This is a genomic window from Microcoleus vaginatus FACHB-2002, from assembly GCF_040004035.1.
Taxonomy (GTDB): Bacteria; Cyanobacteriota; Cyanobacteriia; order Cyanobacteriales; family Microcoleaceae; genus Microcoleus; species Microcoleus vaginatus_C.
Genome location: NZ_JAMPLN010000009.1, coordinates 52,436 through 76,485, shown reverse-complemented (window position 1 = coordinate 76,485; position 24,050 = coordinate 52,436). Strand labels below are relative to the sequence as shown.

The 24,050-nt window shown below is 45.8% G+C and carries 22 protein-coding genes and 1 riboswitch; of the genes, 6 read left to right on the top strand and 16 right to left on the bottom strand.

The window, feature by feature from the left end; genetic code table 11:
- Positions 1-47: 47 nt before the first annotated feature.
- The 5 genes from NDI35_RS10420 to NDI35_RS10400 form a co-directional block, all read right to left on the bottom strand.
- A complete protein-coding gene (locus NDI35_RS10420; protein WP_445312677.1) occupies positions 48-1,460 on the bottom strand; it encodes an ABC transporter substrate-binding protein in 1,413 nt (470 codons plus the stop codon).
- Between the two features lie 49 nt (positions 1,461-1,509).
- Complete coding sequence (locus tag NDI35_RS10415) at positions 1,510-1,638, bottom strand: hypothetical protein (protein WP_445312676.1); 129 nt, start codon at positions 1,636-1,638, stop codon at positions 1,510-1,512.
- 289 nt (positions 1,639-1,927) lie between these two features.
- Positions 1,928-2,722 (bottom strand): cobalt ECF transporter T component CbiQ, encoded by a 795-nt coding sequence (cbiQ, locus tag NDI35_RS10410; protein WP_445312675.1) that lies wholly within the window; start codon positions 2,720-2,722, stop codon positions 1,928-1,930.
- 8 nt (positions 2,723-2,730) lie between these two features.
- Positions 2,731-3,051 (bottom strand): energy-coupling factor ABC transporter substrate-binding protein, encoded by a 321-nt coding sequence (locus NDI35_RS10405; protein ID WP_445312674.1) that lies wholly within the window; start codon positions 3,049-3,051, stop codon positions 2,731-2,733.
- 3 nt (positions 3,052-3,054) lie between these two features.
- Positions 3,055-3,774, bottom strand: a complete 720-nt coding sequence (locus NDI35_RS10400) for an energy-coupling factor ABC transporter permease (protein WP_445312764.1) — start codon at positions 3,772-3,774, stop codon at positions 3,055-3,057.
- 61 nt (positions 3,775-3,835) lie between these two features.
- A riboswitch (cobalamin riboswitch) is annotated at positions 3,836-3,982 on the bottom strand.
- 174 nt (positions 3,983-4,156) lie between these two features.
- On the opposite strand from NDI35_RS10400, the gene NDI35_RS10395 reads away from it, so the two are divergent.
- The 3 genes from NDI35_RS10395 to NDI35_RS10385 are packed head-to-tail and all read left to right on the top strand — an operon-like array spanning position 4,157 to position 6,783.
- Positions 4,157-4,960: a Uma2 family endonuclease gene (locus NDI35_RS10395; protein WP_445312673.1), complete on the top strand. Its 804-nt coding sequence runs from the start codon at positions 4,157-4,159 to the stop codon at positions 4,958-4,960.
- A complete protein-coding gene (locus NDI35_RS10390; protein ID WP_445312672.1) occupies positions 4,960-5,199 on the top strand; it encodes a hypothetical protein in 240 nt (79 codons plus the stop codon). The genes NDI35_RS10395 and NDI35_RS10390 overlap by 1 nt, the downstream gene beginning before the upstream one ends.
- 3 nt (positions 5,200-5,202) lie before the next feature.
- Entirely contained in the window at positions 5,203-6,783 is a 1,581-nt protein-coding gene (locus NDI35_RS10385) for an FAD-dependent oxidoreductase (protein WP_445312671.1), read from the top strand.
- A gap of 481 nt (positions 6,784-7,264) precedes the next feature.
- On the opposite strand, the gene NDI35_RS10380 is transcribed toward NDI35_RS10385, so the two are convergent.
- Genes NDI35_RS10380 through NDI35_RS10370 form a run of 3 tightly spaced genes read right to left on the bottom strand, consistent with a single transcriptional unit; the run spans position 7,265 to position 10,129 of the window.
- Entirely contained in the window at positions 7,265-7,597 is a 333-nt protein-coding gene (locus NDI35_RS10380) for a DUF2834 domain-containing protein (RefSeq protein WP_445312670.1), read from the bottom strand.
- A 57-nt stretch (positions 7,598-7,654) separates the two neighbouring features.
- Positions 7,655-9,787 carry a pentapeptide repeat-containing protein gene (locus NDI35_RS10375; protein WP_445312669.1) on the bottom strand — a complete coding sequence of 711 codons (2,133 nt, stop codon included), beginning with the start codon at positions 9,785-9,787 and terminating at the stop codon, positions 7,655-7,657.
- A gap of 15 nt (positions 9,788-9,802) precedes the next feature.
- Complete coding sequence (locus NDI35_RS10370) at positions 9,803-10,129, bottom strand: hypothetical protein (RefSeq protein ID WP_333182192.1); 327 nt, start codon at positions 10,127-10,129, stop codon at positions 9,803-9,805.
- A 97-nt stretch (positions 10,130-10,226) separates the two neighbouring features.
- Between NDI35_RS10370 and NDI35_RS10365 the strand changes: the two genes are divergently transcribed.
- The gene (locus NDI35_RS10365) at positions 10,227-10,676 is read left to right on the top strand and encodes a hypothetical protein (protein WP_445312668.1); all 450 of its coding nucleotides are present in this window, start codon (positions 10,227-10,229) and stop codon (positions 10,674-10,676) included.
- 102 nt (positions 10,677-10,778) lie between these two features.
- Here the strand turns inward: NDI35_RS10365 and NDI35_RS10360 are convergent, their stop codons facing one another.
- The 4 genes from NDI35_RS10360 to folK form a co-directional block, all read right to left on the bottom strand.
- Entirely contained in the window at positions 10,779-11,426 is a 648-nt protein-coding gene (locus tag NDI35_RS10360; protein WP_445312667.1) for a Uma2 family endonuclease, read from the bottom strand.
- Between the two features lie 114 nt (positions 11,427-11,540).
- Positions 11,541-12,992 carry a cryptochrome/photolyase family protein gene (locus NDI35_RS10355; protein ID WP_445312666.1) on the bottom strand — a complete coding sequence of 484 codons (1,452 nt, stop codon included), beginning with the start codon at positions 12,990-12,992 and terminating at the stop codon, positions 11,541-11,543.
- Positions 12,993-13,141: 149 nt separating this feature from the next.
- Entirely contained in the window at positions 13,142-13,690 is a 549-nt protein-coding gene (locus NDI35_RS10350; protein WP_445312763.1) for an NUDIX hydrolase, read from the bottom strand.
- Positions 13,691-13,869: 179 nt separating this feature from the next.
- Complete coding sequence (folK, locus tag NDI35_RS10345; RefSeq protein WP_445312665.1) at positions 13,870-14,358, bottom strand: 2-amino-4-hydroxy-6-hydroxymethyldihydropteridine diphosphokinase; 489 nt, start codon at positions 14,356-14,358, stop codon at positions 13,870-13,872.
- 277 nt (positions 14,359-14,635) lie between these two features.
- Here folK and NDI35_RS10340 point away from each other — a divergent pair, with 277 nt between their 5' ends.
- Together NDI35_RS10340 and NDI35_RS10335 are read left to right on the top strand one after the other, a co-directional pair.
- On the top strand, positions 14,636-15,103 hold the full coding sequence (locus tag NDI35_RS10340) for a hypothetical protein (RefSeq protein WP_445312664.1): 468 nt from the start codon (positions 14,636-14,638) through the stop codon (positions 15,101-15,103).
- 379 nt (positions 15,104-15,482) lie between these two features.
- Positions 15,483-17,834 (top strand): PhoX family protein, encoded by a 2,352-nt coding sequence (locus tag NDI35_RS10335; protein WP_445312663.1) that lies wholly within the window; start codon positions 15,483-15,485, stop codon positions 17,832-17,834.
- A 203-nt stretch (positions 17,835-18,037) separates the two neighbouring features.
- Here the strand turns inward: NDI35_RS10335 and NDI35_RS10330 are convergent, their stop codons facing one another.
- From NDI35_RS10330 to larC, 4 genes are all read right to left on the bottom strand, one after another.
- Entirely contained in the window at positions 18,038-18,616 is a 579-nt protein-coding gene (locus NDI35_RS10330) for a Uma2 family endonuclease (RefSeq protein WP_445312662.1), read from the bottom strand.
- A 97-nt stretch (positions 18,617-18,713) separates the two neighbouring features.
- Positions 18,714-20,123 carry a serine/threonine protein kinase gene (locus NDI35_RS10325; RefSeq protein ID WP_445312661.1) on the bottom strand — a complete coding sequence of 470 codons (1,410 nt, stop codon included), beginning with the start codon at positions 20,121-20,123 and terminating at the stop codon, positions 18,714-18,716.
- Positions 20,124-20,177: 54 nt separating this feature from the next.
- Entirely contained in the window at positions 20,178-21,590 is a 1,413-nt protein-coding gene (locus NDI35_RS10320; protein ID WP_445312660.1) for a serine/threonine protein kinase, read from the bottom strand.
- Positions 21,591-22,525: 935 nt separating this feature from the next.
- Positions 22,526-23,983, bottom strand: a complete 1,458-nt coding sequence (larC, locus tag NDI35_RS10315; RefSeq protein WP_445312659.1) for a nickel pincer cofactor biosynthesis protein LarC — start codon at positions 23,981-23,983, stop codon at positions 22,526-22,528.
- Positions 23,984-24,050: the final 67 nt, after the last annotated feature.

Genomic DNA, 24,050 nt, shown 5'->3' with positions numbered 1-24,050 from the left:
GCTGATTGAGAATGTGCAAGATGTGAGTGCGATCGCACTTAAGAAACTTACCGCAGCGGGACAAAGTTATAGCCAGTGCTTCCTCCTTGTTTAACTTGCACTAAAATCGGCTTACCAGCCCGATCGCCCGTGGGCAAAAACTTCACATCCTCGCTTGATCCTGTTGTTGAAAAATTCGCATTTCTCAGTGCTTGTTGCAATCCTTCCCGCGTATTGCTTTGCCGCAAGCCAGCGATCACAGCTTGAGTGGCGTCAAAACTCGTTGCTGTTCGCCAATTCACAATGCCTCCCCAACGGTGGCGGGCATTTTCTGGGAAACGGCTACCGGGATTAGTTTCAGGATGCCAGGGAACGGGCAAAACAAGCCCGTCAACGTCTTTTTGTCCGTCTTTTAAAGTTTGAAAGGTGTAGAGCGTAGTGCTGCCGTAGAGTGGCAATTTGCCTCGATTGATGCGAGCCAGAGAAATCGCACGGTCAATGCGATCGATGTGGGGCGCTACCATCAATCCTTGTGCACCTTTGCTGACAGCATCAGCCAGGGCATTTTCCGCATTAAAAGAAGGAAGTGAAAAGTCGCAAACAGTGGGAACTAATTTGCCACCAGCAGCCGTAAGAGATGCCACAAATTCATCTTTAAAGGATATGTTATCGGGTGCTTGGGAGTCATAACAAACCGCAATATTAGTTTGGCGTTCTGTTTTAACTACATATTCTGCTAAAGGAGCCGCCATTACGCTAATATTGGGTACTGTCCGAAAGATGTAGCTGCCAAATCCTGATAGATTATTGGCAAAGCTCGTCGGTGTCACCATTACCAGTTTTTCTTGCTGATATATAGGAGCAGCTTCGAGAGATGCGTTGCTAGCATTGTGTCCAATTACTGCTAATATATTCTGATCTTGTGCCAATGTCTTTGCAACTTCTCTGACCACTTCTGGACTGTTGTCATCGTTGACAATTTCTACTTGCAGTTTGGCGCCGCTGATGCCACCGCTAGTATTGATTTCATCCTGAGCTTGGGCAACACCCCGGAGGATTTCTTGGGCGACATTGGGGTTGCTACCAATGGGAACGCTGACAGCAATTTTTAAGGAAGAACCATTGCTGGCTGTGGCATTATTCAAATAGATAATGGTTTCCGGGTCGTTGCGATTTTGTTGCAGCGATTTCTGAAAATATTGGGCGGCAGCTTGGTGATTTCCCTCAGCAAAAGCTTGAACTCCTGCTTGTTTCGCTGCTGTTGTTTGGGAGGCTACCAATATTTGATTTCCAAAACTGATGCGATTTGCGATCGCTCCGGCTGCGATCGTTGTCGATGTAGATGTAGATGTAGGTGTATTTGAAGTTTTGGCTTTCAATAAACCGGGAAGGAACTTGTATGCGCCAAACCCAATTAAGCCGATGGCAATAATAAAAACAATGGGCGGCGGGCTGTTTTTTTTGTTAGTATCTTGATACATGATTTTTTTTTCGGTATTTTGATACTATAATTATTCATTCAACGACTGTTCACGTCAATTCATATAATTCATTAATTAAGTTCATAAAAGTCATATTGGTAATAGCTGTTGCAAGAAGTGCGATCGCCCTTATGCAAATCCGGCGCGCTAAACTAACGAGAATACGAGAATTATCCACAATATTCCTGGAGGCGCGGGTGCTCAGAAACCGGGTTTTTTGCGAGAATACTTGGTTACAACCGGCAGATTCTAAAAACCCGGTTATGAAGGTTGTGATGCGTAACTCCCGTTGATATTAACCACCGCCGCCACCGCCACCGCCACTAATCGTGAATATAATGCAGGACTTACCCACTCCGACCAAAGAAACCGGGTTTTTTATGAAAAGACACGTTATAGTTCATAGATTCGGTCAAAAAACCCGGTTTCTGGGTCCCCATTGTCCAGGACTAAAAATAAATTTAGCGTTAAAATACGACACTTAACAAACTTAAAACTGTGCAACCAAACAAAGCTTCAATTGTATATCTTCGCGAAGGTTTATAAGAGTAAGAATGCCAAACGCGCAGTTCTCCATTAAAGCCGCGCGACGCTAAACTCAGGGAGACTTGACGGTAGTTTTCCAAAGTTCGCTGAAGCAATTGCCCGATTAAAATACTTAAACTCTGCATTCCCCGCTTCCAAGTGCGGTAGCCACAACGCGAGTTTTGTGCGATCCAAAGTTCGTCGGCGATCGCCAATAAGCTAAAAATAAACCGATACATTAGTAATAGCAGTTCTGTGACTAACTCTGGACAGCGTAATTGTCTGAGGATTTGCAAGATTTCGGTAAATGGAACCGTCAAGAGGATGAAATACATACAGCTTGTCGATGCGAAGGCGCGGGCAAACAGCAAGCTCACTTGGTATATTCCCGTGCGGCTCACATACAGATAAAAAGTGCCGGTGCTAATGCCCCAACCTTGCCAAATATCCCACTGAGTTTCCTGGATTTGACTTAACTCAACCGCACCCAGCGCCAAAGCAGGCAAACTTGTCAGCAAAAACATCAACGGTAGCGACAGCAACCGCAAATACAGTTTCCCCGGAATACCGGCATAGACGACGATCCAGACAGCCAACCAAAGGGCGATCGACAATTGGACGATCGCCCCAGAAACCAGAGACAAAATTAAAAGGGCGATCGCAAATGATAACTTGTGAGCTGGCGGCAACTGGCGCAAGCGGTTTGTATAAGCCAGACTATCAATCTGATGGTTCATTCCGACGGCTATTCATCATCAGATTTTTGTCGCTGCGATCGCCCCTTATAAAGTCCGATCGCGTAGCCAATTACGCCAGCCCCGATCGCCGCTTGAGACGCAAACAGCAAACTTTCAATTTCTCCGCTAGCAGGCTCAAAAAAGTGGTTAAACCAAGGTTGATAGTCCGGTTGAATTTCCGTAATCGCTTTCTGTGCTTCCCCATCCGCTCCGCCGTATTCACCCCGGACAAAAACTAGGGGAATAACGGCAAGCGCAATAACAGCAATTACCAACATCCAATTTTGTTGTGAAGTAGCTTGCTGATTTCTTGTGTTTTTTTGACTCATGGCTTATGACTCCTGTCTCAATAATTTCAAAGTTTCCAACTCCGGCTTCCCGTAAGAATGCAGCCAATTCCAGACCAATAGAGTCAGCAATCCCTCACTAATAGCCAGCGGTACTTGAGTGATAGCAAAGATGCCCGCAAACTTGAGGAACGAAGCTATAAAACCGCCACTTGCTGCCGGAAAAGCTAACGCTAATTGAATCGAAGTCGTCACATAAGTCAGTAAATCTGCCAAAGCTGCTGCACAAAAAATTGCCGCCCGTTGCCTGCCAGTTCGCATCAGCAATTGATAGATAAAATAGGCAGCGAAAGGGCCGACAATCGCCATGGAAAACATATTCGCTCCCAGCGTTGTCAAGCCACCATGCGCTAACAGGAACGTTTGAAACAGCAGCACTAAAGCCCCCAGTACAGCCATCACCGAAGGGCCGAACAAAATTGCACCCAAACCCGTACCCGTGGGGTGAGAACAACTGCCCGTTACCGAAGGAATTTTTAAAGCTGAAAGCACAAAAGTAAACGCACCCGCCAAAGCAAGCAATAGTTTAAGTTCCGGGTGTTCTTTTGTAATGCGAGTAATCGATCGCAACCCAAAGGCAAAAAAAGGCAACGCCACAATCCACCAAAATGCAGCCCATTGCACCGGCAAAAAACCTTCCGAAATGTGCATAGCTGCGGCGGGCGTTGCCGATCCCAGGACAATATAACAACTCAAGCCAGCCATCAATCCCAAGCTGACCAATTTCCGATTTCTGGCCTTCACGCTGAACCTCGCAGATGAGACTATGTAAACTAACACATCGGCGGGCATCCTGACTCAGAAAGCGACAAAACTCTCATTACAGTTGCGGGACAGCGCCGGACTTGCACCGAACTTTCCCCGTTTCCTCTAACGGCTGCTCCCCATTAGAACCGACTGGTTAGACATAGTTTAGTCGATCGTGTAAATCTCAGCAAATATTTTACAAAAATTACTTCAGATTAACTAAGTCAAAATTACCTATCATCTTCTCTTCTCTTCCTTCGCGTCTTCGCGGTTCGTGCCCTAAATACTATTGCTAAACAAATCAACGGTATAATATTAGTGAGTTTTGAGAAAAGCCGCCATGTTAGATTACAAATTTCCGAGGCACTGGCCCTCAGCCGATGAACTACCAGACTCAGATGAAACGCCTGTGGATAACGAACTGCAAGAATTAATACCAGGATTGCTAAAAGCAATATTGCTCATAGTTTGGGCAGAACGCATGGACTGGTTCTTTGGCATAGATATGGGTATCTACTATCACCCCGATAAACCTGCCATTGTGCCAGATGCTTTCTTGAGTTTAGGTGTAGAAAGGTTTTATGATGAAGAATTGCGTCCCAGTTACGTGCTGTGGGATGAAAATGTTCTGCCGAGTTTTGTGCTGGAAGTAGTTTCCCCAAATTATCGCAAAGAATACACCGCAAAGTTGGAGGAATATCAAGCTTTAGGCGTACTTTATTACGTCATTTATTCTTCCCGCCGCCGCCGTAAACCCCGTTTAGAAGTACATAAGTTAGTCAATGGGAAGTATGAATTACAGCCCGGACATCCAGTTTGGATGCCAGAGATTGGTTTGGGGATTGGTTGTGAAAGGGGAAATTATTCTGGGGTGACAAGGGAGTGGTTGTATTGGTATGATGCCGATGGAAAACGTTATCTGACTCCTGAAGAAAAGGTGAAAGAATCAGCGCAACTCGCCCAACAGGAATCGCAGCGCGCCCAACAGGAATCCCAGCGCGCCCAACAGGAATCCCAGCGCGCCCAACAGGAATCCCAGCGCGCCCAACAGGAATCCCAGCGCGCCGATCGATTGGCCCAACGTTCCGATCGACTAGCTCAGCGATTGCGGGAGTTGGGGATAGATCCTGATAATCTGACCTGATGGCAATCAAGAGTACCAGACTGACCGACTCTAGACGCTCAAAAACCGGGTTTTTCAACCGAGATCGATCGTCCTCAAGGGAGGATTTTCTGGAAAAAACCCGGTTGCTGCATCCAGAAATGTGTGAATATTTATCTCAACAATCAGGAAATATCGAGCTAGATTTGGAAAAAACAGAGAGTTTGACGGGAAACATTGAGATGCAGCTCGAAAAAATGAAAATCAACAGAGGTTATTAAATAATGGTAATGAATCTGCGTTCTTACGATGTCATCTGTTTTGGTGATGAAGTTCCAGGAGTTCTAGCTGTTATCTCTGCCTCCAGAGAATATCTGCGCCGCACAAAGCGTTATCCGCGAATTCTACTGATGTCTAAAGCAAGCTTGCAAGAAGGAATTGGCGGACATTTGGTAAGAGGCGGCCTTGCTTATTTAGATAGAAGCCAGATTAGTGAAGAACTTCAACAATCTTTAAAGTTAGATACCTTTGGTTCACCAGCGACAATCTATAAAGAATTTTTACAAAAATCCGGCGTTAAGGCAATTGCACTTGACCCCCGCAAAGCCAGTGCAGCGCTGAAAGAAATGCTGGTACAAGCTGGGGCCGATCTCCTCAGCAAAGTAGAAATTAAATCAGTCAGTAAAGAAGGTCAAAAAATTGCCAGTATAACCACCTCTCAAGGCGTAGTTTATGCCGGCAAGCAATTTATTGATGCCACTGTCAATGCCGAATTAGCTCAAGCTGCGGGTGTGAGAAAGCTGAAGGGATTTGAAACATTTGGTCTGCCTAATTCAGAACTTCCAGTCACCCTCGTTTTTGAAACCCAAGGACTCAGTGCAAGAGCACTGAAAGAATTCGATTACATTTATCTAAAACGCTTCACAAACCGGGCCGATGCAGAAAGTCAAAAATTTTTGCTGTACGCTGCCGACAAGGATGCCCAACTAGCAGAAGAACTCCGGCGGGAAATGACCGACACTAAAGGCAATCTCAAAACTCTGTGGGCGGGTAACGATTACATCGATGTTCGCTCGCCGGCTCTGTCTGTAGCTTACCACTCATTTAGAGGCATAAAACTATCTTTTCCTGAAACCGGCATAATTTTAGATGAGGGAAATATAGCTATACTTCCAAATGACAGACTTTCGTGGAATGCGCTTTTATTTGCAGTCACCGCCAGCGAAGCGGAAGCCTTAGCTAGAAGCGGGAGCAAACCCACGGCTAATATGCAAAGAGAGATGTTATTTATTACAACTTGGCTGAAGAGTTTGGGGGCTACTTCTGTTACTTCTGCCTCAGAACTTTATATCAGACACGCGGGCAATGTGACGGGAGTTGTAGAACCTTTAACTGGCGCACAAATGCTGTCAGGTGGCGTACCTGCTAATGAAGCCCTGGCAACATTTAGCTATCATTTTGATGTACGGGGAGGCATCCAGGGTATTCGCGATAAAGCAAACCGTCTAGGATGGTTTAAAAGTCTGAGTTTTAAACACCCTATCTTTAATATTGGCATCCGCCACGCATTGATTAAAAACGTTCCTAACCTGGCAGTGGTCAGTCCCTGTTCTGGATTTGAAGGGTTTGCTTGTTCTGTCGGCCGAATTGTGGAATTCAACGCTGCAGTTGGTCAAGGTGTGGGTATCGCTGCGGTTAATGCCATTCTAAATAACAAAAATCTCGCCGATGTATCTAACCGAGAAGTGAGACAAGTTCTCGCTGAAACAGGCCAGTTACCTAAAATTTTTGGAACTCCAAATAATGGTGAGGCAATGCTATTGGCGCAATTCGAGAATCTTGCCAGTTCGGATGCTATTGCGTAATATCAATTCCGGTTGCATTGCTCATGATTGTTGACTGTTGGCTGTTGGCTGTTGACTGTTGGCTGTTGACTGTTGACTGTTGGCTGTTGGCTGTTGACTGTTGACTGTTGACTGTTGACTGTTGACTAAAATTATGCTTTCGGGATAACGAACTGTTTGGACATTTGAACAAATACCGATGTAACCGGAAACGATATAATAGCACTTTCAATAAACAATGCAGTAGTAGGTTGGGCAGGGGGAATGAAACTCAAGCCAAAAGTTTTTAGCAAAAAATGAGTGAAATTGGTATTAATATTATGTCCCCTCGAACGACAACAATCACGTTGGTTTGTAGTGAGGAGTTTCATCCTCATAAAATTCTGAGCACTTCCGTCGTCACTACAAACCTATAACGGTGATTTTACCGGAAATTATATAATACCTCGATCGCCTGCACCGAATTATTGTGCTGCGCGGCACTAACCCGTGAAACAACTTTTCAACTTGAGACTTCGCTTGATTTTTCCAGCTTGCTTTCCCGCACAAACAAGAAAAGCGGGAAAGCACATGAAAACGAAACAAGCAAACCCAGAAGTATGTACAGCCCTACAAAACTTATATCCAATCGTTTCGACTCAGCGTACATCCAAGTGCTTCCTGCTACAGTTGCGATAAACAAATCTAAACTTACCGATTTCGCAGCAAGATTAGCCGAACTCTCGTTTACAAAGTCGAGCACGCCAGCATTGCTAAAAAACTGCAAGTTATAGTACCAAGGCAGCACAAGCCCCAGAATTGCTAGGATGAGATAAATGATTCGCTTAACGCTCATAATTACCCTACCTGTTCGTTGATCAACTGTATTAGCCTACTCGTTAACAACCAATCCTTACTTCTTCTGCGGGCACTTCGGATGACTCCCCCCCTGCAAACAAATGTAAGCAATTTGACTTTTATCTAAATTCTTAGCCTCCGCAAAATCAACTCCTAGGAATCGACCGGATTTACTACCAGTCGGACTTTGAATAAATTGATCCGAAGCTGTTTTCCCCAGAAACACAGCGCCTTTAAAATCCGCTCCCGCTAAATTCGCGCCCCTAAAATCAACCGAACTCACCTCCGCATTACGAAAATTTGCATCTTGCAACCGAGCATCTTTGAAATTCACGTTGGTGAGTTTAGTCGAAGTCAAATCGGCATTTTGTAAGTTAGCGCCGCTCAAATCTGCACCGGACAAATCAGCACCTTGCCATTGCGATTTAGACAAATTTGTCAAGGACAACTGAGCGCCTTGAGCCTTCACTTTGCCCAAACGTGCACCTGACAAATCTGCTCGCGACAAATTCGCGCTTCCTATATCTGCCCCGGTAAAACTTGCATTTTTTAACAGTGCTTCCTGTAAATTTGCTCCAATTAAAATAGCACTGCTAAAGTTAGCTGAATTCAAGTTGCCGTTGGACAAATTAGCTTTGTTCATGACAGCGCGCACAAAAGTAGTCCGGTTCATTACAGCACTGTTCAAAGACGCCCCGACCAAATTTACTCCTTCCAAATTAGCGCCGCTCAAGTCAGAAATCCAATCGTCAAATGTACCCGGACGCCTGTCTTCGCCGGTGCCGTAAAAGCGAGCTCCCTGCAAGCTGGCATTGGTTAAATTGGCGTTTCTCAACTTAATTCCCGACAAGTCAACTTTGTTTAAAACTAAAGTAAACTGAGATGGGCCGGCAGGACTTTGAGCTAAATCTGTGCGGCTGAGATCGACACCGTTGAGCTGGCTACTATACACTGTGAGAATTTTGCCGATCGCCCTTTGTACTGTTCGCTGGCGGGCGGCCGCTAACTCGCGTTCCGGGGCCTTGCCGCCAAACCGCAGGGAATCGAGGTCGTTGCTGAGGGCTTGATTTAACCGCTGCAACTCAGGCAAAGCTTTCGGCCCGCTACTGACCAAAGCTTGCTGGATTGCGTCCAACATGGCGCGGTTGTCTTCTTGAGCTAGCAAATCCGCTAGCAGGGGTACGGCGCGGGAGTCTTCCACCGCCCCCAAAGCCAAAATAGCCGATCGCCTGCCCGATGCCCCGCTAGCCGATGTGGGAGACAATTTGCTGACTAAAGCGACAAATAATTCGTCGTTCCGCTGCCGCGAATCCCGCATATTTGCTTGACTTTGAGTGTAGATGAGAGTGCCGACAAACAAAGTTAAAATCAATCCCGCGCTGCCGACGGTAACTATCACTAAAGTTGTGCCTGGGTGTTGGCGCATCCAATTCCACAAACTGGCATTTGCTTTCATGCCGCTTTGCGGAGTCACAACCAAAGCCGCAATCTGCGCGTCTTCCTCAGTCCAATCTTGAGTCGGGACAGGATTGGCAGACAGTTGATTCGATCGAGCATTGACGACCAAAGTATTCGCGAGGCGATCGTGTCCAGATTGGCGTTTGTAGCGCCATGCAAAAGCGCCGTCTGCGAGCACTGCCAAGCCGCTCAACCCCCCTAAAATCAGCAAATCAGGAAACGCACCGCTCAAGCGCCAAATGCCGTAAGCGACGCCCAGAGGCACTCCCCAGCGCCCCAAACTTTCGCGAATTAGCACTGGCCCAAAACCCGGAGGAGTACCCGACGCTGTGACAACTTTGACCCCGAACCAGCGTTTGGGGAGAGTTTGACCGGTTCTGGCGAGCAAAAACAGTTGCCACCCCGCTAAAACTGCCGGTGCCAGCAGCGCCCCTGACCAGAATAGATTAGTTAGGGGTGCGACTCTGGGGCTGCGATCGCGCACGGGTATGCCCAAGGTACGGGCGACGGTTTCGGATGCTGCTGCTACTGAGGAATTGAGCGGCACGGTTTCAGTTTCCTTGTTGACCAATGCCCCGATACTGAAGGGAACGAGGGCGCTGGCCGCTATTAACGAAATTTCCACTGCCCAAGCGCCGCACCTGCGAACCAGCAGTGGCATTTGCTTGGATTGTGTTTGCCAAGACGGATCGGGTTGATTGATGCCGCTGGGCGCGGTGGGGTTAGCCATATTTAGAAATTCCTATTATTTGTCGTTAGTATTTGAGGACTGGGGGGAAATTGCCAATTTATACGCTATGTAGATTAGCACTCCCAGAACGGCAAGAGTCATCAGCGCTGAAATTAGCTGTACGATGCTATTGAATACTGTCAGGACAATTATCGCTCCGACGGCAAAGGCTGCCACTTGCCCAGGTTTGGGAAGTCTTTGAAACTTGTCCAGTAATTGATTGTAGAAGGTTCCGACGGCTTGATAGCTGTCTGAATTTTGTGTGATGAGTGGCGATCGTTCTACTTTAGCTTTTAGTTCTCCGAACGCTTGCTGCCAATTGAAGTTATTTTGAGGATTCATAAAAAAATTCGGAAGTTATTTTAGATTAATGTGTTTGGAACCGCCATTATCCCCTACCGTCAAAGAACTAGAACCAAATGTCATTGTGTGAGGAAATATGAAGATCAATTATCTGGGCGATCGCGGCAAACGGTGGTTTAGCCCGATTGTGACCCTAGCCTTGGCAATGATTTTAGCGGATGCCGGCGCTGTTGGGAGCCAACCGCTACAAATTGCTCCGGGATTTCCCGAACCGCTGCGAGTTTCTGGAGTTTCCGGCGGCCCGAACAATAGCGGCGACTGCGGTTTTGTCTCCCAAGGACCGAACCACGTCATTGAAGTAACGCAGGATTTGCCTTACTGGCGGATTGCAGTACAAACCGCTGGAGCTCCAAGTTTGATGATTCAGGGGCCAAGGGGGCGTTTCTGTGTGCTGCCGGCGAATGCTGCTGCGGGGAATGTAGAATTTTCCGGTTATGGGGACAAGGGGACTTATGTTATTTTTGTGGGCGATCGATCTCAAGGTCAACACCCTTACTCTCTCTCTATTTCCCAAAAGCGCAATTAACAATACAACGGGATTAGGAGGCGGGCTGTGAGAAAATGGCTTTTTTGCGATCGTAAATAAGCCGGATTTCTAACAGCCAGTGCGTGCAATAGCGATTTCATATCAATTTTGTATTTGGTCTTTCACCCACTTCCGAAACAATCTGAGAGTTTGACTCGTACCCACTGTTTGGCTTTGTTCGCAATATTGAGAAATAGCTTCAATAATTGGCAGATTGGGAAAAGTCGGACTAATTTCCGCTTCAACATATTTCCCCTCTTGAAGCACATTAATCTGAAGCTGGTTATTTTCATAGCGCCAGATTTCAGGTACTCCCAGCGCCTCGTAAGCGTCCAGTTGAGTCTTGGAAGTTATATCGACTTCAATAGCTAAGTCAGGCGGCGGATCGACAGTTAAGTCAATCCGCTTTTTACCAATCATTAGAGCGTAATTCTGAATGTAAAAACCTTCATCAGGTTCAATTCCTTGTAACATACTTTTTCGCTTGAAAGTCGTCGAACCAAATGGTTCAAATTCGATTTCTAGTTCCTCAAACAGAATTTTCACTAAATAGCCAATAATGATTTTAGCTTTCTCATGTTCTGGTAGTGGCATCCTAATCTCCAAAGTTCCTTGACTGTAAGCTATTCTAGAGCCACGGTGTTCTCCCAACTCTTCTAAAATTGCTTCAAATTCCTGCCAGTTGACATCATGGAACAGCACTCTATGTCCTGGGGGTACACTGATTTGTCTTAATTGCAGCGTTACCATTTCAACCTCCGATTTATTTAAGTTTATTATAACTGATACAACCTTTTAAGTTGAGGGGTGTACAGCGCCCCCTCAACTTAATTTACTGTTAACTATCGCCCAAAATCGAGCTGTCTAATCTGCGTTTTTTTGCTGGCTGTAAAGTTGCTTAAACTTGCGCTGCTGCTCGTTGTGATCTACAATCGGAGAGGGGTAATGAAGAAGTCGGCGTTCTAAAGGTGAAATATTTCCTGTTAGCAAAAGTTTAGTATCAACGCGGCGCAATTCTGGAACCCAGTGCCGAATATATTCGCCTTCGGGGTCGAATTTCTGAGCTTGACTCGCCGGATTGAATATTCGCAAAGGTTTCGGGTCCATGCCGCTAGATGCACTCCACTGCCAGCCGCCGTTGTTAGCAGAAAGGTCGGCGTCTATCAATTTTTGCATGAAGTATTTTTCGCCCCACTGCCAGTTAATAATTAAATCTTTGGTGAGGAAACTGGCGACTATCATGCGGCAGCGATTGTGCATCCAACCTGTCTGATTTAACTGTCGCATTGCTGCATCGATAATAGGATAGCCAGTTTTGCCTCGACACCAAGCTTGAAAAAGCTTTTCATCGTTCTCCCACGAAAAGTCTTTGAATGCTTGACGGTAGGGGCCGTCTGCTAATTCTGGGAAATTATACATGGCGTGTTGGTAAAATTCCCGCCACGCTATTTCCTGTTGCCAAGTGCCGATGCTTGTAGACGCTTCTTCGCTGCGGCAAGTGTCCATTACTATCTGAGTAGCTTGCCAAACAGTGCGGATGCCAATTGCACCAAATTTTAGGGCGGCACTGAGTTGGGATGTGCCGTTAATGGCGGGGAAATTGCGCTGTTCTTGATATTGGTAAATTGCCCGATGGCAAAATTCTTCTAATTTTTGTTGCGCTGCATCTTCTCCGGGTTCTATTACTAATGGATTTTCCCAAATAAATCCCAAACTAGAGGCTGTTGGTACTGTTTCCATTGCACCTGCTTGGTTAGCGAGTTCTTGTTCTTCTGCCGTTAATCCGGTCATTAATTCCAGATAAGTTATCGGCAATGTTTCTACTGGTTGGGCTTTTGGTTTACTGTTCCATTTTTTCCAAAATGGTGTATAAACTGTGTAGGGAGTCCCTGTACCGCTGCGAATTTCATCTGGGGCGTGCAGAAGTTGATCCCAGAAATTTTGAACTTGAATTCCTGCTTGTTGGAGAGCGTTTGATACGAACTGATCGCGCTGTTTTGCGTAGGGTTCTACATCCCAGTTCCAAAATACTGCTTGAGCGTTTATAGCTGTTGCTAATCTCGGTATTCCTAGAATCGGGTCATCTTGAATTATCAGCAACTGACTGCCTGCATCCCTGTAACGCGAGGAGAGTTTTTGCAAGCAGCCGATCATGTAGGTGACTCTAGCTGGCGCTACGTCATCCCGGTTTAGGATATTGCGATCGAGACAAAAAATCCCGACTACTTTCGGGCTTTGCTGGCGCGCTGCTGCCAGTCCGATGTTGTCAGAAATACGCAAGTCGCGGCGGTGCCAAAATAAAATTAGATCGGACATTCGATTTTAGATTTTAGATTTTAGATTTTTAGATTTTAGATTTTACAGTCCTGGACACACGCGGGGTCAAAAACCCGGTTTCTAAGTTAAGCTTTATCGGTTTGATGCACGATTTTTATAAGAAACCGGGGTTTTTTCGTCAGTTCTATTTACATCAAAAATGGACGGGCTAAGAAAAAGCTAGAAATTGATTTCGCGTCAATTGGTTCCCCAGCTAAAATAGCTTTTTCTAATTCTTCCGGCGTGAATAAAACTGTTTCAATGTCTTCGTCATCGTCTTGTGCTGGTGGCTTTTCCAGTTTTTCCAAATCTTGGGCTAAGAAAGCATAAATGATTTCGTCGGAATAACCGGGGGCGAGAAAAAATTGCCCTAATTTATGCCATTTTCCGGCGCGATATCCGGTTTCTTCTTCGATTTCGCGTTTGATAGTTTCGGCGGGGCTTTCATTGATTTCTACCGTACCAGCGGGAAATTCTAAAATTCGCCCTTTGGTGGCAAAGCGATATTGGCGTACCAAGACGAGTTTACCTTCGGGTGTGACGGGAACTGCAAGTGCTCCGCCTGGGTGGCGAATACATTCCCACTCGCCTTCGGAACCGTTGGGAAGACGGAGGGTGGCTACGTCAAAGTTAAATTTGCGCCCTTGGTAAAATAGGCGTTGTTTGAGGAGTTGGGGTAGTTCTTGACCGATCGACATAAGCGACAAGCGAATAATGTTTGATTGCACCGATTTAAGACATCATAGGCGATCTTATAGGATTTTAGATTTTAGATTTTAGATTTTAGATTGGGAATGACTGATAACTATCACAGTTTGGAGCTTACTTACGGTTGCATTTTTTTTTACTGGTACCCGCGGTGAATTTTGCTCAATTTTTACAGTTGCAATTTGTGCACTCCGGAACAGTCTGCGGTTTGCAGGAGTTGGACGATCATACTTTTCGTCACCGGATGCACCCAATCCGGGGCAATTTCTGCTAAAGGTACTAATACAAAAGCTCTTTCGGTCATCCGGGGATGAGGTAGAGTCAGTGTCGGAGTTTCTAAGATTAAATCGTCATACAGCAGCAAATCTAGGTCGAGGGTTCTTGGCCCCCATTTTTCTCTGCGAATCCGATTAAATTTTATTTCAATTTTTAATAAAGCTGCTAGCAATTGTTCTGGTTCTAATGCAACTTCTAGGATGGCACAGGCGTTGATGTAATCGGGTTGCGGCGGCCCGACGGGGGCGGTTTGATACCAGCTTGAATGAGATTTTACTGCTATTCCTGGGGTGTTGTTGAGGGTTGCGATCGCGCTTTTGAGTGTGGCGAGGGAGTCGCCTAAGTTGCTACCGAGGGCGATCGCACATTTTGTTGATTTCATAAAGCAGAAGGTTCGGCAACGGATTGTTTAACGGATTTAATGGATTTAAAGAAAAAGGGAAGAGTAAGGCGGGGCGGGTTTATCGATATCCTTTGATACCTAAAAAGATTTCGGGTTAAACCCGCCCATACAAGTTGTATTTTTACTAAAATCCCCCCTAATGCCTGTATTTTTGGCGCATTCTAATAACACAAAATATTATTTTAATTTAAGCTTAACAGTCTGTTAAATTTTATTAACTATCATTGACAAGTGTTAGTATTGAGTTTCAAACATAATGAATTTGTACCTACGCTTATTGTCGGCAGTCATTCTAGCAATTATCAGTTTAACAGCAAGTATATCGATAGGTTTGGCTGAAACAAAAGAGCGCTACCTTACCTTAGATTCGGACGGCAGTCAATCTTTTGCGAGTTTAGTGCAGCAGGCGGAAGATTTAGCGAAAGAGTCGATCGCCCGCGAGTTTCAAGAAAATCCGGCATTAACAGAAGTTACAGTCATCATTACAGCCGATCGCAGCCGACAAAGAGTTCCAGTTTTGCGATCGAGAGTATCCCGCCGCGACTGGCAACAAGATGCGAGAATCGAACAGTGGACTAGATATTTTGCCGATGCTCAATTGCTGCTGGGATTCAGAAACGGCAATACTTCGCGCGCAAATTCTGGGTCTTCGCAAGTGATGAATGTACCTGCGTCCAGTCGATCGACATCCCGAGAAAATGATCCGGGTTTTCGAGATGATTGAAATCGGGCATCGGGCATGGGGCATTGGACATGGGGCATCGGGCATTGGTAACAAATAACAAATAACAAATAATCAACAGCAAAACACGGAAATTAGGGATACACGGATAGATATTTTTTCCTAAATATCTCTCTCATACTATAGCAATCCTAAATGACTCGTAAAATTTTTACCCCACCCCAACCCTCCCCTTATCAAGGGGAGGGAGTAAGAAATTCACCAATAATTTATGATTGCTATAATTCCCAATTTTTAACTTGTTGTTAACCTAAATATCTCCCAATTTTAATTAACCTTCAGGTTAACTTCCCTTAATTGAACAGTGATATAGTTTCATACGGAATCATCAGATTAGAGATGTTGGTTTGAAAAGGAATTTATGTCTAAAATAACTCGCCGACAACTGCTAATTTTCTTCGGCAGCAGTGCAGCTACCACTGTGCTTGCCCCTCAACTAACTAAAACACTATTCGGCATTAATTCCACCTCGGCCGAAGCTGTAGTTCCGCTATCTTTCACTCCGTTAAGACTGCCCCACCCGCTGCCGATTTATCGAGAATTGTCCAGCTTTATGCCGACGGGCTTAAACGGACAGGGAACCGTGATGGCTGCCTCACAGGATACTAAATTAACGAGTTACAGCATTGTTGACGATGTGGTTGTGCCGCCGGAATACGAACGTTACGTGATTGTCCGCTGGGGCGATCGAGTTTTCCCCAATCCGGCAGACTATTTCGGCTACAACTCCGACTACACCGGCTTTGTAGGCCTTCGTGGCAGCAATGACGACGGTTATCTCTGGGTTAACCACGAGTACGTATCCTTCCCGATGTCGAAACTGGCACCCGATACCCCGTCAGATTTGGCATCATTTCCATCAACTGAGCGCGCCGTCCTCGGTATAGACTTATCGGTAAAGAATCGGGATACCCTTGGCGAATTCCTGTACAATCTCGGCGGTTCGATCGTCCGGATCACCAAACAAGCCAACGGCAGATTTCAGGCGATCGCCGGCGACCCCCTCAACCGCCGTATCCACGGACTTTCCGGCCTCGGAATCAACAGCCAGCGTACCGACAAATACAAAGATGTCACCTCCTGGGGAACCAGACAAGGGGATAACGAGTACCTCATCGGCACAGGCCCTGCAGCCACCCAAGTCTTCGCGCAAGTCAACACCGACGGACTGGGCAACCGGATCATCGGTACAGCCTATAACTGTTCCGGCGGCACAACCCCTTGGGGTACAATCCTTTCCGCCGAAGAAAACTACCAAGGTAGCGAAGCATTTTTCGTCGGAGTTCAGGAAAACGTCCAACCCAACGGCGGCCAAACCAGCTACCCCAAGGGCACTATCGGTGAAGAATTCGGCTTAGTCGGCGAAAAATACGGCTGGATGGTAGAAGTAGATCCCCAAGATCCAAGTTTCCGCCCCCGGAAGCACACATGGTTGGGTCGCTTCCGCCACGAAAACGTCGCGATTCGCGCCGAAGCAGGCCGGAGATTAGTAGTGTACATGGGGGACGATCGGCGCGGCGGACACACCTGGAAATTTGTCAGCAACGGTACTGTCACCAATCCCGCAGATAAAACCAACAGCCGGTTATTTGAAGACGGCGTTTTGTACGTCGCCCAATACAACCGCAACGGTGCCGGAAGGTGGCTGCCGCTAACATTAAATACCCAAACCAATCCGGTGAGTCCCCAAAAAGTGGGCGAGGCCGAATTGGCAAGTTTTGGCAAAGCTCAAAGAGATGCAAATACTCGCTTGCCCAAACGCGCCGGAATTGCCGGTCAAACCGAAGACGGCGGTTCTTTTGTAGTAGATACCACCAATGAAGCAACAGCACTTCCGGGCTACCAAAATAAAACTCTGGCTAATTTCTACAGCAGCCAAGGTGCGGTTTTAGTTGATGCTTTTTTAGCTGCTAATTTGATTGGTGGTACCCCGACGGCGCGGCCGGAAGATTTGGAAGTTAATCCTACTACTAAGGAAGTTTTCATTGCTTATACTGACGCCGCACCCGGAAGCGACGGCTATCCAGATTCTCGCATTTTTACTGTTGCTAAATACAGTAGCGCCGTCAACAGCACCCAGCAGTCGGGAGGACTTTACAAAATAATTGAAGACAGTCCCGACGGTGCAGGTTTGACGTTCCGCTGGCAGCGTTTTGCTCAAGGTGGAGAGGCGGGTGCGGTAGCTGGGGCGGGATTTGCTAATGTAGACAATTTGGATTTTGACACTCAAGGCAATGTTTGGGGCGTGACTGATATGTCTACGAGCACGCACAACGGTTTTGATGTGGGTGCGGCTGCAGAGCCAACAACAATCGACCACAACGAGACTGGAAATGTGTCAGATTTTACTGGAGTTTTCGGCAACAATTTTCTGTTTTACATTCCGACTTCTGGCCCGAATGCAGGAACAGTAATTCCGTTTGCTTACGGGCCCAACCGATGCGAACTGACGGGGCCGACTTTTGTGGGGCGAGATACGCTGTTGCTTGCGGTGCAGCATCCTGGGGAAGATTGCCCGATCGATGATGGTACTGTACTCAGCCGGCCAATTGAAATGTTGGATTTGAACGGTGCTGTTTTCAATCAGACTCGTAATGTTTCTCGCGGCAGTTTGTGGCCGAGTAATATTGAGAATGACAGGCGCAGATCGCCCATGCCGTCGGTGATTGGAATTCGTCGGGTGCGATCGACTCCAACGGGTCAGTTTGTTTAAATAGGACTTACGCATCGGGGTCCCGAAACCGGGTTTTTTACGAATCTGGAGTAAGATTAAATGAACCGCGAGGCACGCGGACGCGAAGAAAGAGAAAGAAGAAGATACTGTTCTTTATTCGCGATCTTCGCGTCTTCGTGGTTTGTTCAAATAATTAAAAGTCGCTAGGAGAATTAATATCAAATCCCTTGATAGCGGAATTCTTAATAAAATTGTAGTTGGCGATATAAATCGGCGATCGCAATTTCTAAATTCACCGATTCAAGTTGTAAGGAATCGCCCAAACCATACTCGGAGAGAACCCATTGCCCCTGGTGATTGCGCCGAAACATCTCTACTCCTGGCTGTTCAACTTGCACCAAGACATACTCTTGCAGTGTGGAAAATTGGCGGTATTTAGCAAATTTAATGCCGCGATCTGCTGCTTCTGTGGAAGGCGATAAAACTTCGATAATTAAGGAAGGAAATTGCACTAATTGCGGATCGTTATCATGCTCGTCGCAAGTTACCACAACATCAGGATAAAAATACTTTTGCCCTCGCTCCACTTGTAGTTTCACACTTAAGATGTAAATTTCTGAGGGGAGATTAAGGCTATCATCTAATAGCTTGAAGAAGTTGATGCAAATTCGATTGTGATTGCGGGTTTCGCCTCCTATCGCGACTACTTCGCCATCCCAATACTCGTAGCGTTCCTCTTGGGTGGGTTCCCAAGCCAGGTATTCTTCTGCACTCATCGATAGGCGATCGGGTAAGGCAACCATGATGCGATCGAGAATCAAGTATGTTTCTAGAATAGCTCGAATCTACCTGTGTAGCCTACAATAAAGTGTAAATATACCTTTTACTGGCAAGAACCAGAAAGGTAGGACGATCGCCCTATTTTGCTGTAGGGATTTTTACGTACTTATTATCTGCGGATACAACAGTAATTTTTCCGCCAGAAAACGCACTTATTTCATTGGCTAGCCATTCTATTTCTGGAGGGGTTAGCCGCTCAATTCCTAGGGGTTTATAATATTTTTCTTGCCCTGAAATTGCCATCGAATGCCGGATATACATACTCCATTCGCTAAAATTTTCATTCAAAATTGGATCAACCTGACATTTATACCAAGGCCACAGGTGAGTCACGGAAATCTGATTGCGATCGATATTTATTTTAGTCGCTCTTAAATATAATGTGTTCGCGATGCTCCATAATATAGCAAAAGTTATGCCTCCCGAAGGGAATGTAACCAACGAGAATAATATCACAAATAAATCAATGAATTGAAGCCCGTCTTGAATCACGAGGATTGTCAATATAAAAGGCAATAAAACTAACCCCAAGCAAGGCAATGTGACTAGCAACATCACGCAGGCTCCCCAAAAAGTCAACCTTTCTCGCGGAATCAGAATCTCTAGATTCTCCCCATCTTCCTTCAGTTCAATCCTACTCCCAAAAGGTTTTTGTCTAACCATCGAGATATCAGTTGTCTGGCGGGGATTTTCCAAAGCTTCCAAGGCCTCTTTTGCAGATGCGAGGCGGCGGTTCAAACTCGGTTCTGTCATCCACTTCAGCCAAGCAATTAAATCTGGATTGAGATTGACTGTTGGCTCAAATTGAATTTGCAAATTACCTTGGGATAACTCGGCTGGATGCCTACCTGTTGCCAAATAAATTAATGTCGCACCCAAGCTGTAAATATCGGAAGCGGGAACATTTCTGCCGCCAAATTGTTCGGGTGGCATATATCCGTAAGTGCCAACAACAGTAATCGTACTACCTTTTCTGGCCGCTAGCGTCTGTACGGAACCAAAATCAACTAAATAAACATCACCGACACTATTGCCAGATCTATTTGCCAGTAAAATATTACTCGGCTTGATATCTCGGTGAATAACTTGCGGCTGTTGCCCGTGAAGGTAACGCAAAATTTCCAGTAATGCTTTAGCCAGTTGCTTGATTTCTGCTTCGCTAAAAGTTCGCCCGCTTTTTAACCATTCCTCTAACGATTTGGCTGCGATATAGCTTTGTACCAAGGCAAATCCTTTACCAGTTGGTGTATCCACATCAAAGTAATCCAGGTAACGGGGAATTGCCGGATGAGAAAGCAGTTGTAAAGTTTGCGCTTCTCGTTCAAACAGCTTCAAGTTATCCCAGTGAAAATCTTCCCCAAAAATCAGTAACTTAATCGCCACTAACTGTTGGGTGTGCAAGTCGCGCGCCAGCAACGTGCGCCTTCCCGCCTTTTTACTTAACTGTTTCTGAATGACATAACGTTCTTTTAAAATTTTACTTACCATTTTTTCCAGTCCTCTTGAAAATAGTGGTTGTTAATTTCATCTGCCATCTATACTTTATTCACTAATAGGCAAATCTAACCATTCGCTGAGTTCCCCTGCTATCCAATCAATCTCGCCATCAGTGAGATGGCTGGTAATAAGTTTATATTCCTGTGTTCCCGCCCAAATCTGAATGTCACGATGAGGATGAGGGCGCGATTCTGTAGGTTTATTCACTATGAATTGTAATTTACAGATAGCCATCCTTGGACTTGGGGGCCGAAGATTATAACGTACAAATCCCAACCAATTGGAAGTCAAAGAAATTTGTTTGCGATCCAGGCGCAGTCTAGTAGAGCTAGGTTCGGTGATTATTAAATTGACGGAAATAAAAATTCCAATTCCGACAGACCCACAGAAAATTACCGCGAATAATCCAAGAAACCAAGAGTAGGTAATAAACGCCGCTCGAATAAACACTACACCTGCAACAAGCGCAAAAAACAATATAAATGACAACCATAATATCTCAAAAATAACTGACCATAGAGAACGATAAGGAGAAATTATAATTTCCAAACTCTTCCGGCTTTTCGTAATTTTAACCCTACTCCTAGCAGGTTGTGGCACAATCAAGGGTATCGCATCTATCGGTTTTTCCAGTGCTTTTAATGCCCGATCGGCCGTGGTTAAGCGGCTGTTTAAATCCGGTTCTGTCATCCACTGCAACCAGTCAACAAAATCCGAACTAATAGCGATTTTTGGCTCAAAATTAAGGCGCAAATCCTCTTGCGGCAAATCGGCTGGATGGACTCCCGTTACTAAGTAAATTAACGTGGCACCCAAGCCGTAAAGATCGGAAGCCGGAACCGCACGCCCGCCAAATTGTTCGGGCGGCATATATCCGTAAGTTCCCACTACAGTAACGGTGCTACCTTCTCTCGCTGCTAAGGTTTGAACTGAACCAAAATCTACTAAGTAAACTTCACCCAACCAACCACCTTTATTAAGGGCGGAGTGTTTTTGTTTGAGGGGCGATCGATCTGCTAACAGAATATTACTAGGCTTAATATCTCGATGAATTACTGGCGGGTTTTGGTGTTGCAAATATATCAAAATTTTCAGCAAATTATTAGCGATTTGCTTTATTTTTTTTTGGTTAAAATTCCGTCCCGATTCAACCCATTCTGCCAAAGATTTCGCTTCAATATAGCTTTGTACCAGTGCCAGCCCTTTAGTCTTTGGTGTCTGGAATTCAAAATGGTCTAAGTAACGAGGAATGGCCGGATGGGAAAGTGACTGTAAGGTTGTGGCTTCTCGTTCAAATAGTTTTAAATCGTCCCATTGGAAATCTGCACTAAAAGTAAGGATTTTGATGACGACTAACTCCTGAGTTTGTAAGTCGCGCGCCAGCAAAGTTTGTCGTCCCCCATTTTTCCCCAGGCATTGCTGAATGGCATAACGTTCTTTTAACACTCGCTCTACCATACTTTTTCTCTAAATATTGACAGCTTTTACTATACTTCAGGCTTAACTAAAGCTGCTAGGAAAAAGCTTGATTTGTAACAAACATTAATTATGATTATTATGATATGACTATTATGAATTCAAGCAATGGCACAAGCGTTGCTAAAGTACGCGAAGCTGTTGAGAAAGTGCTGGCACAAGAGTCTTACAAAAAAAGGCCGATCGACATGGAAGGGGCGATCGCACGGAATTAAGCGCGCTGGTGATATTCGATCGTTATGATGCGATCGACATAGCTTGTCGAAGAATAAACTTTAACAGTCCTGGACGCACGGGGGGCCTTTCAACACGGTTTCTGCGTCAATATCTCAAGGGATATATCCACGATTTTGAGGGGAACCGGGTTTTTTGCGTTCAGGACTATTTCAATTCGATCGCTGTTTGTTGAACCCAGGCTGTACTCGATACGCCGGGGACACGGCCAGCTTGTAGTTGCGGGCGATACCCAGCCAAAAGTTCGGGTCATTCCCCCGTCGGAAGATCGGCTGCAAGCTGGTCTTTTTGTTAGCTAAAAAATCTACTGCTGGTTAGAACCTTGGGCGGGTTAATTATCGTACACAGGACTTACGCAGGTACGCTATATATAGCCTGACACAAGTTACCATCGCCAGTTCAAGAAAAGTGAGCGATTGTCGTAAGATTCAAATTGAACTACCCAAAGAATCACCTACTTTCCTGTTAAACAAGTACGCAACGTATAGGTGGATCTTTCACTTCTGGTTTGAGGTAGTCTGACAGTAATTCCTGCTTTAACTGGTCTACTGTTTTTTCAACCATTCGCGCTGTTTTTTTGAAGAATTTACACGCTAAAATTGTACAAGCAATATGATTCCTTTGAATCAATGCTTTGCGGCATTGACAGGCTTCTCTACCCTCTTGTAAGTCACTGTAATTGATTAAGTGCGATCGTACCAACTTTGCAGCGCCAAGCGGTGAACTTCCCGCCAGCTAATATTTTTAAGTCTGGCAATTTCCGCGCAATCCTCGTATTCCGGCTGTACATTAACAATCGTTTGTCCAGACTTCGCAACTTTTATCTTGACTTCGCCGTATTCTGTTTTAACTGTCTGGATTTCTCGGTGTAAAATCGTTCTTTGTTGAGTCGATCGCCTAATTCCTAAAGTAGTAGTCTCGCGAAAGATAACTGCTTCGCAAGCATCCTCAAATTCGGGATGACAAATCGCAGTTAATAAAACCCCCAGCCGCGACTTTTTCATCACAATTGGGGTCGTGAAAACATCCAGAACTCCGGCGGCAAACAAAGCATCAAAAACATAGCCGATCGCCTGCGGACTCAAATCATCAATTTGCGTTTCCAACACCGTAATAGTTTCTATGGAATTGGGCATTGGGCATTGGGCATCGGGCATCGGGAATGGGGAATTGTTTAAAAACTTCTCTCTTCCTTCTTCCCTCTTTCTGACATCCGTTACATCCGTTACAGAATCCGTTGCCGAACTTCCCTCTTCCTTCTTCCTTCTTCCTTCTTCCTTCTCCCCAATCCAGAGGCGCAAAATATTAGGAATTGCCAGCATTCGAGAACCTGCACCCAAACCGATCGCCTGAATTTGCATCGGCGGTGGCGGGCCGAAAGCAGCGGCGAGAGTACAGGCGATCGCAGTTCCCGTAGGAGTGCACAATTCGCGATCGATCCCATTGCTATAAACCGGCACTCGGTGCGTTTCCCACAACCGCATCACCGCCGGCGTCGGCACCGCTAATCGGCCGTGTGCAGCCTTCACCGTACCTGCGCCAGTCGGCATCGCCGAAAAGTAAAACTCCTGAATATCCAACCAATCCAAACCCAAACAAGTACCGACAATATCAATAATTGCATCCGTCGCCCCCACCTCGTGAAAGTGAACCTCGCTTGCGGGGATACCGTGTACGGCACCTTCTGCCTCTGCTAATTTGCCAAATACGGCCAAACTCCAAGCTTCCACGCGCGGAGGCAATTTTGCAGAGACGATGATTTGCTCAATTTCGGGCAAATTGCGGTGATGAGTGTGGCTAATTTCTGCATCTTCTTCCCCGTGACTGTGAGAATGTTCTTCCCCGTGATGATGGTGGTGGCGGGCGTCAAAAGTCGGGGATTCCGTTTCCGAGGGATCGAGTTCGGTAGCGGGATTTTCTGGTTTTAACGACAAATCCGCAGCTAAATCGACATAAAATTTAGTTGCTTGTTGAGTATTCCGGTGGACTAATTCCGTCCGCAACTGGTACTCTGTCGAAATGCCGAGCAAATTGAGTTTTTCAATTAGGTAGTCTAAAGGAACGCCGGCGTGGATGAGAGCTCCGATGCACATATCGCCAGCAATGCCGGTTGGACAGTCAAAATAAGCTATTTTATTCATTGTTAACAATTAATTTTTAGCATTGATTGTTTCACTCGATATTTCGATCGCCCACTTAGCCTGCAAT